The 18091-nt window shown below is 43.6% G+C and carries 12 protein-coding genes; 5 read left to right on the forward strand and 7 right to left on the reverse strand.

Annotated elements, in window-relative coordinates; all coding sequences use genetic code 11:
• The first annotated feature begins 133 nt into the window (after positions 1-133).
• Entirely contained in the window at positions 134-1687 is a 1554-nt protein-coding gene (locus tag R8P61_31090; protein ID MDW3651567.1) for a glycine--tRNA ligase, read from the forward strand.
• Between the two features lie 74 nt (positions 1688-1761).
• Here R8P61_31090 and R8P61_31095 read toward each other — a convergent pair whose 3' ends face one another.
• Positions 1762-2589 carry a DUF6089 family protein gene (locus tag R8P61_31095; GenBank protein ID MDW3651568.1) on the reverse strand — a complete coding sequence of 276 codons (828 nt, stop codon included), beginning with the start codon at positions 2587-2589 and terminating at the stop codon, positions 1762-1764.
• A gap of 430 nt (positions 2590-3019) precedes the next feature.
• Here R8P61_31095 and R8P61_31100 point away from each other — a divergent pair, with 430 nt between their 5' ends.
• The 3 genes from R8P61_31100 to R8P61_31110 all read left to right on the forward strand — a co-directional run bounded on the left by R8P61_31100 (position 3020) and on the right by R8P61_31110 (position 5040).
• Positions 3020-3583, forward strand: a complete 564-nt coding sequence (locus tag R8P61_31100) for an RNA polymerase sigma factor (GenBank protein ID MDW3651569.1) — start codon at positions 3020-3022, stop codon at positions 3581-3583.
• On the forward strand, positions 3574-4209 hold the full coding sequence (locus tag R8P61_31105) for a hypothetical protein (GenBank protein ID MDW3651570.1): 636 nt from the start codon (positions 3574-3576) through the stop codon (positions 4207-4209). Before R8P61_31100 ends, R8P61_31105 begins: the two co-directional genes overlap by 10 nt.
• Positions 4210-4344: 135 nt before the next feature.
• The gene (locus R8P61_31110; protein ID MDW3651571.1) at positions 4345-5040 is read left to right on the forward strand and encodes a hypothetical protein; all 696 of its coding nucleotides are present in this window, start codon (positions 4345-4347) and stop codon (positions 5038-5040) included.
• A 140-nt stretch (positions 5041-5180) separates the two neighbouring features.
• On the opposite strand, the gene alr is transcribed toward R8P61_31110, so the two are convergent.
• The 4 genes from alr to R8P61_31130 all read right to left on the reverse strand — a co-directional run bounded on the left by alr (position 5181) and on the right by R8P61_31130 (position 8854).
• Positions 5181-7499 carry an alanine racemase gene (alr, locus tag R8P61_31115; protein MDW3651572.1) on the reverse strand — a complete coding sequence of 773 codons (2319 nt, stop codon included), beginning with the start codon at positions 7497-7499 and terminating at the stop codon, positions 5181-5183.
• A 78-nt stretch (positions 7500-7577) separates the two neighbouring features.
• Entirely contained in the window at positions 7578-8060 is a 483-nt protein-coding gene (gene nuoB / locus R8P61_31120) for an NADH-quinone oxidoreductase subunit NuoB (protein MDW3651573.1), read from the reverse strand.
• 30 nt (positions 8061-8090) lie between these two features.
• A complete protein-coding gene (locus tag R8P61_31125; protein MDW3651574.1) occupies positions 8091-8501 on the reverse strand; it encodes an NADH-quinone oxidoreductase subunit A in 411 nt (136 codons plus the stop codon).
• A gap of 158 nt (positions 8502-8659) precedes the next feature.
• On the reverse strand, positions 8660-8854 hold the full coding sequence (locus tag R8P61_31130) for a hypothetical protein (protein ID MDW3651575.1): 195 nt from the start codon (positions 8852-8854) through the stop codon (positions 8660-8662).
• Between the two features lie 653 nt (positions 8855-9507).
• On the opposite strand from R8P61_31130, the gene R8P61_31135 reads away from it, so the two are divergent.
• Complete coding sequence (locus R8P61_31135) at positions 9508-10980, forward strand: hypothetical protein (GenBank protein ID MDW3651576.1); 1473 nt, start codon at positions 9508-9510, stop codon at positions 10978-10980.
• A 62-nt stretch (positions 10981-11042) separates the two neighbouring features.
• Here the strand turns inward: R8P61_31135 and R8P61_31140 are convergent, their stop codons facing one another.
• Together R8P61_31140 and R8P61_31145 are read right to left on the reverse strand one after the other, a co-directional pair.
• Complete coding sequence (locus tag R8P61_31140) at positions 11043-12086, reverse strand: DUF3089 domain-containing protein (protein MDW3651577.1); 1044 nt, start codon at positions 12084-12086, stop codon at positions 11043-11045.
• 268 nt (positions 12087-12354) lie between these two features.
• Complete coding sequence (locus R8P61_31145) at positions 12355-17886, reverse strand: PKD domain-containing protein (protein MDW3651578.1); 5532 nt, start codon at positions 17884-17886, stop codon at positions 12355-12357.
• Positions 17887-18091: the final 205 nt, after the last annotated feature.

Here is an 18091-nt window from a genome sequence, read left to right on the forward strand (position 1 = left end):
AGGGAAACATCCCTAAAAAAGAAAACAACCTATCACAAGAATACTCAATTTTGCCTACCGATACTTAGGCTCCTGAAAATATTTCTGTAACTTGCGCCCCGGTTAATAAACCCGTGAAATACAAGGAATAGAGATGAATTACAGCGAAATTTTCCCCAAGATTGTTTCCCATGCAAAGGAGTATGGATTCGTGTTTCAATCCAGCGAGATCTATGATGGCCTCGGTGCAGTTTACGATTATGGACAACTGGGGGTAGAACTTGTCAACAACCTGAAGATGGCCTGGTGGAAAGCCATGGTCCAAATGAATGAAAATATTGTTGGGATTGATGCATCTATCCTGATGCATCCTACGGTTTGGAAAGCTTCCGGACACGTAGATGCATTCAATGATCCCCTCATCGATAATAAGGATTCCAAAAAGAGATACCGTGCAGATGTATTGATCGAAGACCAAATCGGCAAATACCTCACGAAATCTAAAAAGGATACAGTAAAGAAAGCCAGAAAAGAAGGCTGGGAAGAAGGTAGTGAAGACTATAATAACTTCCTGAACAGAAATAGAAATGCGGTTAAGGCTCAGGTGCTTCAAAAGCAATTTGAGGATGCCCTCAATTCCGGAGACCTGGGACAATTGAAAGATGTAATCGTCAACAATGGCATCGTAGATCCCGAGTCTGGTTCTAAAAACTGGTCAGACGTTCGTCAATTCAACCTGATGTTCAAAACCCAGTTGGGAGCCACAGCTGAATCTGCCATGGACTTGTATATGCGACCTGAGACGGCACAGGGTATTTTCGTCAATTACCTCAATGTGCAGAAAAGCTCGCGCATGAAGCTACCTTTCGGTATTGCACAAATCGGTAAATCTTTCCGTAACGAGATCATCGCTCGTCAGTTCATCTTCCGGATGAGAGAGTTTACCCAAATGGAGATGCAATACTTTGTGAAGCCGGGGACTCAGCAGGAATTTTTCAAATATTGGAAAGCCCAAAGACTTGCCTGGCACAAAGCATTGGGATTAAGTCCGGAACGCCTGCACTTTCATCCACATGAAAAACTGGCGCATTATGCAGATGCTGCTGAAGATATTCAGTTTGATTATCCGATTGGTCTTAAAGAACTCGAGGGGATTCACTCACGTGGAAATTATGACCTGAGTCAGCACATGGAGTTTTCTGGAAAGAAGTTGCAGTACTTTGATCCTGAGAAGCAGGAGTCATATGTACCTTATGTAGTGGAAACCGCCGTAGGATTGGATCGTACCTTCCTGGCTCATCTCTGCAATTCTTACGATGAAGAAGAAGTGCCTACTGCAAAAGGGGATAAAGAGATCAGAAAAGTATTGCGTTTACATCCAATACTCGCTCCTTACAAAGTGGCTGTATTCCCATTGGTGAAGAAAGATGGTTTGCCGGAAATTGCCCGCAAGATCATTGGTGATCTGAAGTTTGATCATCAGGTTATGTATGATGAAAAGGATGCAGTCGGTAGAAGATATCGTCGCCATGATGCGATTGGTACGCCTTATTGTGTTACCGTTGATTATGAAACCAAGGATGACAATTGTGTGACCATTCGCGAAAGGGATAGCATGAAGCAGGATCGAATTCCAATCAGTGAAGTGGGGGCCTATGTTTCAGAAAGACTGAGCTGGAGAAATGTGCTTTCTCAATTGGAAGCCTAGTATAAAAGCTTATCAAAGCAAAAAGGCGCAAATGGTTGATTCCCATTTGCGCCTTTTGCATATATAATTTTTAATTAATTTCTGGATGCGTATCTGCTGAGATAATAGTTTACGGTAAACATTACGAAGAAGTAAGAGTCCTTTGAACCAGGGTTTCCTCTTCTGTCGCCAGGATTGAAAATCCCGTCTGGAGAGCGCTCTGAAAGTGCTACTGCCAGCTCGCCACCTGAAGCTCTCAAAGCATCAAAGTCTGGATAAATGGAACTTACATCATCAATGTAGTCTGTTCCGGTCATTCTGTAACCAACTTCCAGGCTTACCCCGGTATAGTCAGTCAACCTGAGGCTCAATCCTCCTCCAAATGGAGCACTGAACTGAATGGTAGAATAAACCTTCGCACCACCAATATACTGACCTTCAGTACCTAATGGCTGGAGATTTCTCCAAACACCCTCATAGCGTGCTTGAGGATTGAAGTGGAAAAGACCAACACCTGCAAAGAAGTAGGGAGTGAAAAATACTTCGTCTCTCCAGGAGTTTCCGAAATTTTTATCACGAAACAACTCAACTACAAGGGCAGCATGAGCTTCAAATACTTTGCTTCTGAAGTGCAGATTCCGAACCTGACGGCCCACGTCTATCGCCTGAGCATCTGCTGCACCAACTTCTCCATAAGAGAAACCGGTTCTGATTTTGAGTACGGGCATGATGTACTTGGCGTATGTGATAGAGGCTGCGGGACGGATCAGAGAATTGTTGAATTTATCAGTGAGGTCACCATAGTAATAGGTGGTACCGATTCCAGCTGAAAATTCATGTGTTCTCTGACCGAAAAGATCCGGGCTGTACACAAAGCATATCATGTAGAGCAATGGATAGAGTAAATATTTTTGAAGTTTCATAGGCACATTAAGGGTCATTCCCTGCTGATATCTCCTAGGGGGATGCGGAGCAACAAAGAACTTAATAATAGGGTAGAAAGGTTGTGCTAAATTAGTCGAATTCTTGCGTGTCTCAACAAGCCTTCGATGCTTCTGCTAAAATCTCTGTGCCAATGGTCTAAAACCCTGTGCAAAAACTCATTTTTGTTGAATATTCCAACTTCCCAAATAAGCGGAAAATGGAATGCTTGTTAAGCTAATTCGCTCTGGATCAAATATATATGCCTTGTGATGCCTGGGTACCTATTTGTTTTTACCAAATGCGAAAAGAAGAGAGAAATTCCCTTGCTGAGTTGCTAAGGCGTATTTGCATAGGGAATTATGTAATTTTATCTGGAAAATTTTTAATCAATACAACCGCTTTTCAATCACCTGACACCTTTCTATTACCATGCAAAGCAAGAGTAAAGCAAGTACGTATCCTATTCGAGAAGAGGAGCGGATTCTTTTAGAAGCCTGTCTCAGAGGTGATGCTATTGCCCAGAAACAGCTATATGATCGCTACAAGGATGCCATGTTTACCCTTGCGTATCGAATTTGTAATGATTTTGAAGTAGCACAGGATGCTTTGCAGGAAGGATTTGTGGGCGTGTTCAGGGGGATGAAAAATTTTCGGAAAGAGTCTACCCTCGGAGCCTGGATAAAAACCATTATCATAAGAACTGCTTACAAGAAACTGAAGAAAGAGACCTTGATGCAACCCCTTAATCCAGAGATCGAGGATTCGGTGATTGACTGGGGAGGGCAGAAACTGGATGTAGAGTACCTGGAGAAAGCTATTCAGGCATTGCCTTCAGGATATAGAAGCGTATTTGTGTTGATTGAGGTAGAAGGTTATGCGCATAAAGAAGTAGCCAATATTTTGGGTATTTCGGTGGGTACCTCAAAGTCCCAACTCTTTTATGCTAAAAGACAATTGAGAAAACAACTAAATGCAATGGGAATATGGAGATGAAGGAAAGAAATCATAAAGATCTCAAACGAGCCCTTGAACAATTACCGGAACACAAAGCTCCGGAAGTAGTCTGGGATCGTATCGAAAGAAGATTGGCTTCTCCAGAAGCAGAAAACCTGCGCGAGAAGTTGGGACAACTGAACACCTACCGGGCACCGGATGAGGCCTGGTCAAATATTCAGGGACAATTAAAGAACAAGCCTTCTACTATAGGAAGAGCCCTACGCATGATGCTGGTTGCTGCCACTGCCATGCTCTTGCTTTATATAGGTCTGCAATTTTTGGGAGATGATGAATTGCCTGCCAATCCACCTATGACCGAAACGAAAGTGCCCTTATCCGAAATGACAGACATCCAGATAGCCGATTTTGAGAATAAAATGGCTGAAGAAGAGGAAGAATTGAAAGCTTGTATTGAGGCTATAGAAGATCAAGGATTGCAGGAGGAAATGGAGAAAGAAATTTTGCAATTGGAAGAACTCACCCAAACACGTGATAGCCTCAGTTATTTTCTTAGTAAAGGAGAAAGTTTGCCAGGCACCACCCCCCGACTGGATAGACTGGAAGCCAGAAGAAATCTCATGATTCAAAACCTGCGAGAAAAGCTCTGCGGGGATAAAGAATAAGATGTTTGCTTCATGATTAGGATATTTTAAGGTAAAAATCATTCTCTCTCTGCAATTTTTCGGAATAATTGCTTAAATTTATTACAGACAGAGGGCGATCCGACTTAACCTTCACATCCTAATTCAATTCTGTATATGAAGCAAAGCTTTACCTTACTGCTATTGACATTCGGATTAGCCTGTTCACTTTTTGCCCAAATTCCTTCAAAAAGCGATTTGCCCGATGAGGAAGAGCTGCCGCTCGTTCCTGATCTCTTTGGCTATCAGGATTATGATACGCGCATGTTTAAGTTGAATGTGCTGGATTTGATCCAGTATACCAATCCTGATGGAATCATTGGTAAAATTCAATTTGCCTATGAGCACAAGCTCAAGCCTTCCTGGTCCCTAAATACGGAACTCGCGGCAAACTATTTCTTTGCATATAATGAGCTTGGTAGATCCCATTTGAAACTAAGAGACGGAATTTTGAGCCTCACTATGGAGCCCCGCTATTATCTTGGGATGAGGAGACGAATGTTTTTCAAGCAAAGCAAGAATAACTTCTCCTCAAACTATGTAAGTCTGGCTTTTTCTACGCGTCTGGTCGAACTTAATCGCGGATTTTCAGCTACAGACAATGCTCGCTACCTCTATTCAGATAATTTTGGAGTCGCTCCTTTATTTGGAGTACAAAGAAGAATCCTGAAATGGATATATGTGGATTTCAATCTGGGAGTTCGTGTCTCCTATGGAGATCCCCTGAGGACACGCTTGTTTTTCCCAAAAGATTCAGAGAAAGTCTGGCAGATAGCTCCGCATACGAGCCTGAAGTTGGGATTGGCAATTTAATTTGCTTACCACACTTTCCGTGTCATTGCGAGTCGGAACCTCCGGCGAAGCAATCCCCTTAACTCAAAATAACAATCGGGGTTCAAGGGGTCTGCTTCGCCTGTAGAACAGGCTCGCAATGACAGCCTGTATAAACAGAATCAAACTCGCTCATAGATCCTCCGAATCCGACTACTCAGTCGTACCAGAATTTCATAAGGAATGGTATCAGCTGCCTCTGCCAGTTTGTTGATGGATAGATAGTGTTCTCCTTCTCGACCAAAGATGAGGACAGAATCGCCGGCTTCAGCTTCAGGAATATCTGTTACATCCAGCATGAGCATATCCATACACAGCCTGCCAAAAGTGGGAGCTTCTTTCCCTCTAACCAGGAAGCTGATGTTTCCTTCGCCAAGAGAACGAGGAATTCCGTCTGCATATCCAATGGCTACTGTAGCGATTCGACTTTGCCGCTTTGTTTCCTGGCTACGTCCATAGCCGATACTTTGTCCGGCTGAATAGCTTCTGATTTGACTGATGCTGCTATGAAGGCTTCCAATTTCTTCCAAATCGATAAGTCCTTCTGTTGCCTTAGCGGGATGAATCCCATAAAGACCTATTCCCATCCTGACCATTTCAAAGGCATATTGTGGAAAGCGAAGGATGCCTGCTGTATTGAGGATGTGGCGAAAAGATTGAATGCCCAATTGCGATTGGAGGCTTTGGTACATCTGCTGAAAACGTTCAATTTGTGCATGGCTAAAGGCATCTTCCGACGGATCATCCGCAGCAGCCAAATGAGACAATACCGATACTATTTCGAGATCAGGGTAGAGAGAGAATAAATCTATGAGTTTTGACAGATCTTCTTCGACAAAGCCCAGCCTTCCCATACCTGTTTCCAGTTTGAGGTGTATGCGATAGCGACTTAATTCTGCCAGACGAGCAGCCTTGAGGTATTTGTCGAGAAAGGAAAAATTTGAAACTTCTGGTTCGAGAGAAAACTGAATCAGGCTTTCGATGCTGCTTTCATCCGGATTCATGACCATTATAGGAAGGCGAATCCCATCTTGCCGGAGTTCGATGCCTTCTGAGGCATAAGCAACTGTCAGGTAGGTCGCCCCCTCCTGTTCCAGAACCTGAGCAATTTCCCAGGTGCCGCTCCCATAAGATGCCGCTTTGACCATACACATCGTATGCGTGCCTTCGGGGATTTGAGCCTTGAGGCTCCGAAAGTTTTTACTCAACTGATGAAGTCGGACCTTGAAATAGGTGGCATTGAGTTTTCTGTTGAAGAAAGGCAGGAGGGTTTCCAGGGCAAAACTTCGAGCTCCCTTGAGGAGTAAAACGGAATCTTTAAAATCCTCATATCGCAACTCAGCTTTCAAGGCTTCTGTATGCGGAAAGCTTTGAGGGAGATTCATGGAGGAGAATACCGGTCCAAGGGTATAAATATTTTCTTCGCCTAATTGCTCCCGCAATTCCTCATAGATAGCTTGCTGGATTTCTTTTTGTCTGTTGCCTAGATGTGGGATATCTGAGAGGATGATTTGCTTTCGGTCATGGCTGGGATTGCTGAGTAAAAGCTGCAAGGCATTGCGGAGAGAATCCTCATCTGAATTATAACTATCATTGATGAGGCTGATTTCAGGATTGTCGGTGATGATTTCCGTCCGCATCTCTACTGCCTGAAGGAGAGCTAGGCGTTCGAGTATATCCTCTTCTGTCGCGCCCAGGTATTTTGCCACCGTGATAGCTAAGGCTGCATTTTCTCTATCTGCCGGATTGGGAAAGCGATTTTCATCTGGATAGTTAGCCTGGCTACTTTCGAAAGGGATATTGTTTTGCTCAAGGGCTTGAAGGACAAAATCCTGTTCGGAGCCTGTAAAAACTTTTTCTGTCCCTTCAAAGAGTTGCAACTTCTCCTGAAGTTTTGCTGCTTCTGAGGTAAAGCCTTCTGCATGCGAGCTCCCCATATGCGTGAGGATGCCTAAATCCGGCTGTATCATTAGCCATAATCTTCCCATCTCTTCGGGTTCTGATATTCCCGCCTCGATTAAGGCCAGTTCTGCTTGTGGATGCATTTGCAAAAGAGATAGGGAAACCCCCAATTGGCTATTATAGCTCATGGGGCTTTTGACAATCTGGAATTGCATTTCCAGCAAACTTGCCAACCATTCCTTTACAATGGTTTTACCATTGCTACCTGTGATACCGATGACTGGATAAGAAAATTTTTGTCGATGTGCGAGTGCCCATCTTTGCAGGCTGTCCAAGCAATTGTCGCAGAAAGCATAATTCACATCCTTATAAGGAAGGGCTTTTTCTACGAGGAAGTTTCTCACTCCTTTTTGATAAGCATCAGCAATAAAGTCATGCCCATCGCGATTCTCGGTTTTTAGGGCAATGAAAACAGTCTCGGCCCCTCGGCTGATCTTTCGACTGTCATAAGCGATATAAGTGAGAGGAATATTGTCCATGCGCCCCTGAAATAAATCCAGTGCGCCGGCAAGGCTCGCTATTTCATTGATATGATAGGGTAAACCCAGCAAGAGATGCTAGTCCTGAAGAACAGAGTGCTCAGTCATCACTTTGTTCTGGATCGTCTGCAGTCCGTGGATCACTGTTTCGGGTCTTGGAGGACAACCGGGAATATAGACATCGACCGGAAGGAAATTGTCAACTCCCTGAACGACACCATATACACGATGCATGCCACCCGTGGAAGCACAAGCTCCCATAGCCATACACCATTTGGGGTCAGGCATTTGATCCCAGATCCTTTTGATAGCATGAGACATTTTATAGCTACACCATCCAGCTACGATCATAAGGTCTGCCTGCCGAGGGGAAAATCTGAATACCTCACTACCAAAACGAGATACGTCAAACTTAGGTCCGGCGAAAGACATCATTTCAATTGCACAACAAGCCAGTCCCATAGGCATTGGCCACATGGCATTTTTTCTTGCCCAGTTTGTAACAAAGTCTACAGTTGATAGCAGATAACCCTGCTGTGCTAATGCTTTTTCGAGTCCCATGATGTAATAACTAAATGAGTATGCTATATGTTAAGACCATTTCAGGCCACCTTTTTTATACACGTAAATGTATCCGACGAAAAGAATGATCACGAAGACCAGCATTTCTATGAAGGGAAAGAAGCTATCGGTTTCTATGATTAACTCCTTAAACTGAACTGCCCAGGGATACATAAATACCACCTCTATATCAAATAAGATGAAGAGCATGGCAATGAGGTAGAACTTCACAGAGAAGCGCTCATGAGCAGTACCTACTGGGTCCATTCCACTTTCATATGCAGAACCTTTGATCTTGTTAGGGCGAAAGGGGCCGAGCAGCCAGGAAAGGTTGGTCAGCAATAAGGCCAGAACAATCGCAATGAGCAGCAGAATGAATATCGGGATATATCTGCCTAAGGTTTCTGTGTAGGCCAATAAAATGGTCGGAGCAGTGTTCATATAATAGATACTATTAACCCTTAAATATATTCACAATTTTGAGAAAGTCCGAATAAATTGTGGAAAGGAGAAAAAGGAAAAGAAATGCAGCCTCTGGAAAAAAGTTAAGGGAAGCAAAATTGCTTCCCTTTTCTTTTAATCCGTGCGTGGCGAAACGGTTAGTTCAGTGAAACATTTTTCAGTTTCTCCAATTCACTAAGCATACGAGTAAGTTTATGGTTTTGAACCTCTCCAAGGTTCCTAACCCCTACGCGCTCAGCTTCATGGATCATATCCATTCTTACTCCTATCTCTCTAAAAGTGAGCTTGGAATCAGAAGGATTAGTCCTGTTTCTAACAATTTCTTTGTTCAAGAATGACTTTGTGGCTTGGATCTTTGCGTGCAACTCTTGTGATGTCATAATAATAATTCGGAAAATTTTAGACGTACTTAACCTAATATCCCTGCAAAAGTAGGAATAAAAAGCAGGAAATGCAAGGATTGTTTTTAACATAATGCTAGCTTTTTGCAGGATTATTAGAAGTTTTGACCCTGATTCCTGCAATTTTCTCCATTTTTTGGCCGAAATATTACATTATTTTCATTTTTCCTGAGCATTCAATTTTTTTAGGCGCTTTTTGCAAACGGTCAAAATCTACGTTTGAATGGACATTTTCCCTCCCGCTAGCTGATTTTTTCTGTAAAAGCGAAATTTCGGGCCTAAAAAGCGTTTTGATTTTTAGCGAATTTTAGTGTCTTTCTTAGCTGTCTATTTATGTAGACAGAGATTTTCGGGGCAGGAGGTAAAAAAGTAGGGCTTTTCTATCTTTACAAAAGATTTTGATGTGAGAATCAGGCGAGTAATGTCGCTTTCGCAAATAAATCTATGGGGCTATTCTTACTCGGAATGAAATTTGCGTCTTAGACGATTACAATTGTTTGTTTGGGTATTAGAAATGGAAAATGTATCATAAACATCGTAGAGCATTCACTGAGTTACTAGTGGCTGAACAACCGCATTGGTTTATGAAACTTGACAACATCCTCAAGGGATATGTCATCCTGGCAGCGGCGTCTTTCATTGGCTTCTGTCTCATTATCATCCATTCCCTTATATTAACTATAGGGACTGATGATACCATAGCTCCTGAAATTGCCTCTGCTAATATAGAAATGGAAGCAGTCGCTGTTACCGTGGAGTTGGATACCACCACTTTCGAAGAAACCATAAGAAATCCCGATAACTTTATTATAGAACCTCTCGCAGATTCTTTGATGGCGAGGCTGGAAGAAGAGCAGGTAGTTGAAGTGCAAAGTCCAGCGGAAAAGGAGCCTGAAGAAGAGCAGGTATATAATCCTTTAGAAAGGTTCATTACCAAATTGGATAAGGCCAAGGAGAATAATGAGCAAGTGAGGATAGGTTACTTTGGAGATTCTATGATAGAAGGAGATCTCATCACCCAATCTTTGCGCAAAGACCTGCAGGAGATGTTCGGGGGTAAAGGTGTGGGCTTTGTTCCCATCTCCTCCAAAATTCCTGGCTTTAGAAAAACCATCAGACATAGAATAGGGGAGTGGAAATCTTACAATTATTTCACCCCCGGTCCGAAAGGCATGCCATTGGGGATTTCCGGAGAGTTATTCCTGGCAGATAATCCTCAGATGAGTTGGGTGAGTTATAAAGCTACCTCTGCTTTCCCCGGTACCGAGATATTTGAATTGGTAAAACTTTATTATGGGGGGGGAAGTGAAATTCCGGAAGGATTTGATTCTTATGTGATCGTTGATACAGACCAACGTAGTGATACTTTCGCCCTCGACGGAAAAACAGAGATTTCAGAATTGGTGATCTCCTCTGAGCCGACCAAGAAAGTGGAGCTTAAATTTCACATACCTTCTAATCTGCCCATCTTTGGCCTGAGTGTAGAAAGTGAAAGTGGAATCGTTGTAGATAATTTCCCCTCACGCAGCAATAGCGGAACCAATCTTGTCAAGATTCCCGCCGATGTACTCAATAAGTTTGACAACTACCTGGATTATGACCTGATCGTATTGCAGTTTGGCTTAAATGTCGTTTCGCCTAAAAGAAAGAGTTATAGCAGTTATGAAAAAGGCATGAAGCGAGTTGTAGAGCATTTCAAGACCCATATGCCCAATACAGATATCCTGCTGGTAAGTGTGTGTGATAAGAGCACGAAAATCAATGGGGTACTGCAAACGGATCCCAGTGTGCCGCTGATTGTAGATGCGCAGCAACGGGTAGCAGAAGAAATGGGCATCGGTTTCCTCAACCTATATGAAGAAATGGGAGGTCGCAATTCGATGATCAAATGGGTGAAAGCCAGACCTTCTTTAGCAAGATCGGATTACGCTCATCCTAATCATAGAGGAGCTGTCAAAGTTTCTAATATTGTGAAAGATTTCCTGTTGAGGAACTATGACACTCACATGGCTCAGAAAAAGGGACCCAATGAGGAAGCTTTTTCTATGCGTCGGTAGAGACCTTATCCCATTTTAAGTATCAAGTTCAGGTGCATTTAAGCTTTTGGGAGAAAGCAGCTTTACTTATTTCCTTCCCCATAGTTGTTCTTATTTCCCTTTTCCTCGATAAACTCATTTACCCGTAACTCTACATTTTCACGAATATCTACCCAGAAAAGGTTGATGTCGCCTACGTGAAAGTTTTTGATAGGAGCGAGGGGTAAAGGACTTTTTACCCAAAGGATGCCCTGATGCGCTTGTGCGTGAAGGCTTTGGCTTTTGATCTTGGAGAATTTCCCATTGAGAAAGCCCTTGTGCATGCTTTCCGGAGCAAAACTTCCATCTGTTTTCCAGTTTATGGGATTTACCACCACTACATCTTTATAAAAAGTGTTCAGGCTTTTGGGCTCGGCATTTTTCTTCCAGGCTGCCCAACCCATCACACATTCGGTAGCATCAGGAGAATCGCAAACCTTAATGCTCTTGAATTTTGAAGCTCTGAAGGGCCAACCAGGGACATAGGCAGCAACCAATTGTTTTTGTAAATCTTTTCCATCAAAAAACTCCTGAAGGAGCATTTGTGCATGTAATGCTCCCTGGCTATGTCCGGCGATTACAATGGGGCGGCCTTGGTTGAAATTTTCCAGGTAGTAAATAAAGGCTTTGCGGACATCCTGATAGGCAAAAAGAAGGGCCGATCTTTTCGATGCTGTATCTACTGCTCCGAATCCTCCATACACCATTTGTCTATAGCGGGGAGCGTATACCTTGCAACTATGGTTAAATACACTGGCCTGATGCATGATGGCCCTTTCATCTGTCTGAGTGTTCAGGCTGCTATCCTCCACATTGGCATTCCAGTAAGTTCCTTTCATGAAGGTTGTGGGGTGCACGAAAAACACATCTGCAGATGCATGATCCTGGTCTTCTTCGCTAACTCCTTCCGGATATTTATCTGCAAAATCTTCTTTATCCGGATGAGAACACCAGGCATCGAGAGTTGAATAATCAGGTTCTACCCATTTCGGGCTTTTGTCAAAGGATTCCGTCAGAAGTTCCTTGCTACTGGAACAAGCACCGAGGAAAAGCAATAGACCCAGGGTCCAGATAGATATAGATTTCATAGTGTCGCGAATGGTCTTTTCAGGAGTATCGTCTATTTACGAAAGAAGGTGGTGTCGTAGATTCAAAAATAAGCTTAAATTTCAAACCCTGAAAAATCCCTTTTGTTAGGAAAAAGCTATATCAATTTCCCCTAAATGGAATTTGGGCTAATTGACCAAAGTCCTTTTTATTCTAAATTTCTTTTAGGGATTCCTATAAAGGTGTATGGATACAAAAAACACGCCCCCTGAGAAGGAGGCGTGTTTTATGTTTTATATGCGGGCTTATTTATCTGTAAACTACCTGTTGACGATAGGTTTCTTCGCCATCCATGAGTTCGATAAAATAAGCTCCCTTGTCAAAATTGCTGAGGCTAAAAGGCTGTTCATAAGTCCCTGCACTCACATGCAGCAAACCATCATACAGCTGGGTACCTCTGGAATCCAGGAGGCGAAGCTGCAACCTCATTTGTCTGGGGCTTTCCAGCTTTACATTTACGATCCCTTCCTCATCTGCCAGGTCAGGAATATTTATTTCCCCTTCATCTACCAATTCCTCCAGACTAGAGCTATTGATAACTTCTATCTTCTTGCTTACAATATCCTCGCAGATTCCATTAGAAACGATCAAACTTACGGTGTACTTGCCAGGCTTGCGGAAGAAGTGCACAGGGTTTTGTTCGGTAGAAGTACTTCCTGTACCAAAATCCCAGAGCCAGCTTTTCCCATTGATGGTTCTGTCGCTGAAATCTACTTTACCTGCACCTTGTGCAAGATCTATGGTTTCCGGTCTGTCAAATACAAAGTCAGGCTTCAATTCATTTACTTCCAGACTTATTTCTGCTGTATCTACACATCCGCCTGTATTCGTTCCTATGACTTGATAAGTTGTGGTCTGATTGGGTCTCACATATGTACGAGCGCCTTCAAACCTGAGCAAGCCCTCAGCAGGTAGCCATGTATAGCTATCTGCACCCGAAGCAATCAGAGATACTTCTTCCTGCACACAAACGCTGGCATGAGAAGCGGAGATTTCGAGAAAATCTTTTTCTTCTACTACCACTGTTACATAATTACTCGTTTCACAGCCTTGTTCATCGATTGAGCTGACTGTATAGCGAGTTGTGGTTTCAGGATTGACACGCACTTCTTCTCCTGCTGCTTTGGTCAGGCCTTCTGCCTGATCCCAAATATAGTATTGACCACCGCTGGCTGTCAGGGTGGTATATTGTCCGCGACAGGCTTGTACGCTTGCCGGACTTATTGTCAAAGGTTCTGGCTGGGTAACGGTAATTGTGATGGCTTCTTCAACGCGGCACCCATCAGCGCCTGTGCTTACTATATAGGTAGTGGTCTCTTCAGGGAAAGCGGCGACTACCGGACCTCTTGTTTTGTCGAGGCTTGCAGAAGGAGACCATAAATAATCGGTGGATCCAGAAGCTGTAAGGAAGGTTGTATCTCCACGGCAAATGCTACGCTCCTGGGCGCGTACTTTGAGATCTTCGGCTTCATTTACAACCACAGTTACTCGAGCTTCTGCATGACATCCGCCATCATTGGTGCCGCGAACCACATATTCTGTAGTTCTTGTAGGAAAGGCATCCACTGCTGTGCCAGAAGATGCACTCAGGGAACCTGAAGGGCTCCAGGTAAATACCCCTTCGCTATGGGTGTCCAAACGAATTTGATCTCCCTTGCAAATGACCGGACTTTCCGGATCTATTTTGATGGACAGGCCTTCATTGACCGTAACCGTAATTTCTTCTTTAAACTCACAGCCATTCAAACTGCTTGCCTCTACCACAAAAGTTGTCGTTTGAGTAGGGCTAACTAGTATTTCATTTTCATCCCCGCTTGTCGTAGACTGACCGGCAACACTCCAGGTATAAGAAGCCGCTCCTTCTGCAAGGAGTCGTACACTTTCGCCTGAACAAATGCTGGGATTTTTGGGACTGACGCTTAATTGGTCGTTTGTTTCCAAAACTTCCAGGGTGATTTCTGCTTCTGCTTTACAGCCATCGCTCATTTCTCCCACTACCTTATAGGTGGTTGTTCCGGTAGGCTTGGCGTTTACAAGGTTTCCGTTTGTTTTATCCAATCCTATAGCTGGCGACCAGGAATAGGTATCGGCTCCGAAAGCCTGCAATTCCAGACTTCCCCCTTTGCAAATGCTTTGGTCTCCCTGATTCAAACTCAGAATAATGGGTTCAGTTACTACAATGAAGTCTGTCTCTGAGGTGTAATCTTCATTTCCGCTACAACTTACTACCCGCAAACTTACGCTATGGTATCCTTCCGTCTCAAAGGTGACTTCGGGATTGGCTTCATTAGATCTTCTGGGGAAACCTCCTTCAAATTCCCAATAGTATTCCTGGGCATTCTGGGAAAGGCTTTGAAATTGAACAGATTCTCCGGCACAAACGACACTCTTCACAGATGTAAAGGCAGCTCTTGGATAAGATCCTGTTGCCACATCTATGGTAATTTCGTCTTCACTTTCACATCCATTTTCATCTTCTGCCACTACCCGATATGTGGTTTGCCTGCTTGGGCTAACCCGGGTAAATTCTCCTACCCTTGAGCTTACTTCATTTGCCGGATACCAGGTATATCTGGATGCGCCATAAGCCCTCAATACAGTTGATTGACGACGACATACAGCAGCATCATCTGCTTCGATTTTAACTTTGCGACTTTCTCTCACTCCCACTTCTACAAAAGCGGTATCGCTACAGCCGGCTTCATTGGAGCCAATCACCTGATAGGTCGTATTGACGGTCGGGACTGCTTCTGCACGCGCTCCCTGAACAATGCTCAGTTCTGCTTGTGGATACCAATCGTAGGTGAGCGCTCCGGCAGCCTGAAGGCTTACTGTGCTCCCTTCACATACGAGATCCGTTGATGCATTTAATATAATATTGGGTCTTGGGATAACTTCCACAAAAACATCTGCCGAAGTAGAACATCCATTTTCGGTGGTTGCAGTAACTCTATATGTTGTACTCTGGAAAGGCCTTGCAATAATTTCCTTTCCTTCTGCACTATTCAAGTCCGATACAGGCGACCAACGATATCCTGCGGCGCCTGAGGCAGTAAGGGTAACGGCATCTCCCGGACAGAGAATCCTGCGAGACGACTGAACGGTCAATAAATTGGGAGCATCATCTACCGTTACCGTAATATCCTTTTTGACTCTACAGGATCCTTTTATTCCGGTAACTGTGTAGGTAGTTGTTTCATCCGGACTTAAACTTACGAGACCCTGTCCAAGGAATGAAACTCCCTGTGCAGGTTCCCAGGTATATGAATCGGCTCCATCCAGATTGATTTCTACATTGGAACCTCTACAGATAGAAGCAGAAGGAGGTGTCATGCTGATATTTTCTCCTTGCTGAACATCTATACTTAGATTTACTTCATTTTTACAGCCGCTACTGCCTTCTCCAATGACACTCAGGGTCATACTTTGTTCTGGTCGAAGGGTCAAGCTATTATTGAGGGGTTGATTGGTAAGCCCCGGGACATTCCAGGTATAAGAATCTGCCCCACTGACTTCAATGGTTATTTCTTCTCCTGCGCAGATATTGGGATCTTTAGAAGGCGTAAGACTAACGGGTTCCTTCGGTCGTACTTCTATGACTTCTTTACGCGTAATGGTATTGCTTCCACCTTCGCTGGTAACGGTTAGGAAAACATCGTATCTGCCTGGCTCTTCGTAGCGAACCTTGGGACTTTTGACCGTATCTCCTGCCGGGAAGCCTCCGGGAAATGCCCATACCCACTTTTGAGGGGTACCATAGGAGTCATCCGTAAACTGTACATCCATACCGGCACAAATACTGGTGCTGGATATTTTAAAATCTGCAACCGGCGGCAATTGAGTTGCACCGGTCAGTTTTATATTATCGAGGTAAATATCATTACCGTGTCCGCCGAAGTTTACAAAGGCAATTTGCACTCGGGGTTGTCCATCGAATTGACTGAGGTCTATTACATCAGTTCTCCAGTCATCCTCTACCGGAGAGAAAGGTTTGTTGAACGGACGGGCCGTTTGCAAGGCTTCTCCTCCTTTATAGTAGATGCACCTGAAAACCGGATCGCAGGCAGTAGCTACGAAAATTCCCAGAGTATCTGCATATCTTCCATTATAGGGTACATAGGCCAGATCAAAAGCCAAAGTAGTTGAACTTTCTTCACTCAAATCAAAAATAGGACTTACCAACCAGTCATCCGTTCCCGTTAGGTTATTGTCATAGTTATTGATTGTCATGGCGCCTTTGCTTTTTCCAAAGCCTCCTACGCGTTCTGTTTTATCCCAGGTATGATCCTGCTGAGGGTTGTGGATGAAAAAGCCATTGGGCGGGAAAACGCTATCCGGTTCGAAGGTAGCTGTAAGGGGAAGGGAAGCACCCTCTTCCATTACCTGGACATAGGCACTCTTTGTTATTTCTTTTGATCCTCCTTTATTGGATGCTACGAGTTTTACCTCATAGAGTCCTGGCTTTCTATATACTACTTTAGGATTCTGGTTTTTCGAGGACTTTGGTTTTCCTCCGGGAAATGACCACTTCCAGTTCTCGACATCTCCTTCTGTCAGATCTCCAAAATTGACTTCCAAAGGCCCACATCCCAATCGGATATCAGCGATAAAATCCGGTTTGGGAGGTTCGACTTTGCTTCTGCATGCAGTAGATTCGATGACACTTTTTCTGCGTGGACTATTTTGAAGGACTGCTCTCATACGATCCCTTTGGTCCCGGGTAAATAGATTCATACAAGCATCATCGCTGTAATCCATATAATTAGATACCATGGCTTTTCCTCCTTCACAACTTACAGATCCCGGAGGGCAGTTGAAGTTAGGGGAATCAGCTACAGGCGTATCATTACAATAATCATCTTTATCACAAGCGCCATCACCCCAGATATGGCGAAGTCCCAGCCAATGTCCTACCTCATGGGTAGTTGTTCTCCCTCCATTAAAAGGAGTGCTGACTGTTCCTATGGTACCAAAAACATTATAGTTTATCACCACTCCATCTGTTTTTGCCAAACCCGGAGAAAAAGGTAGTCCGCCTACTTCTCCTGATTGAGGAAATTGAGCATAGCCCAGAATTCCTCCCGCGATATTACAGACCCAAATATTGAGATATCGACTAGGATCCCAGATGATATCCGGTTTTATCTGTTCATTGATAAATTGTTCACTAAAAGGCGCCCCATCAAAAGAAATTCTATTGATTCCATTGGTACTTCTGCCGGATGGATCTAGGCTTGCGAGGCAAAACTCAATGCCGGTATCTACTGCGCTATTTCTAAATTGAGAAGGTGTTTTCCCTTTGTCAGGATTCTGTCTTCTGTAATCTTCATTAAGAACACGGATTTGAGAAAGTACCTGATCGTCGCTGATATTTTCTGTGGGATTGCTGTAGACCACATGCACTACTACTGGTACAGTCAGGATTTCATCTGAACCGGTACGATATAGCGAACGGCTGGATTGCTGTCTTTTTACATTGTCCTGTATCCATTTTTCGAAGCTAGCATCATCCTCTACTGCATTGGGATTGACGATCTCCAGCTCTTCTCCATTTTCATTTGTGTAGCAGATACGATCTTTAGGAAGCAATGCCCGATATCTGGGATTTTGTCTCTCATAATCATACTCCAGAAGATGTTGAATCGTACCAAGCTGGGGATTTCTGAGGTTGAGCGTTTTATTTGGATTTCCCCCGTGTGCGCTGGGGGGAAGTGGAGTTTGTGCTATTAGGCTTGTTAGTGTGAAGAACAATGCCAGACCAGTAGTCAGGGTTCGCAACATATATATCTTGTTTTTGCCTGTTCTTAGGGTTTGAATTGATGAAAAGTATATATGGCAATTGTGAGGCCATTGCCGAACAGAAAGCTAAGGATTTTAAAAAAAGCCAATAATGGCTGGAATAAATAGGGAGATGTCTACTTATTAAGTCAGGGAATACAATATATGCAAAAAAACTGATTAGTTTTCTATACATTCCTGTGTTAAA

This window comes from Bacteroidia bacterium (assembly GCA_033391075.1).
Classification (GTDB): domain Bacteria; phylum Bacteroidota; class Bacteroidia; order J057; family J057; genus JAWPMV01.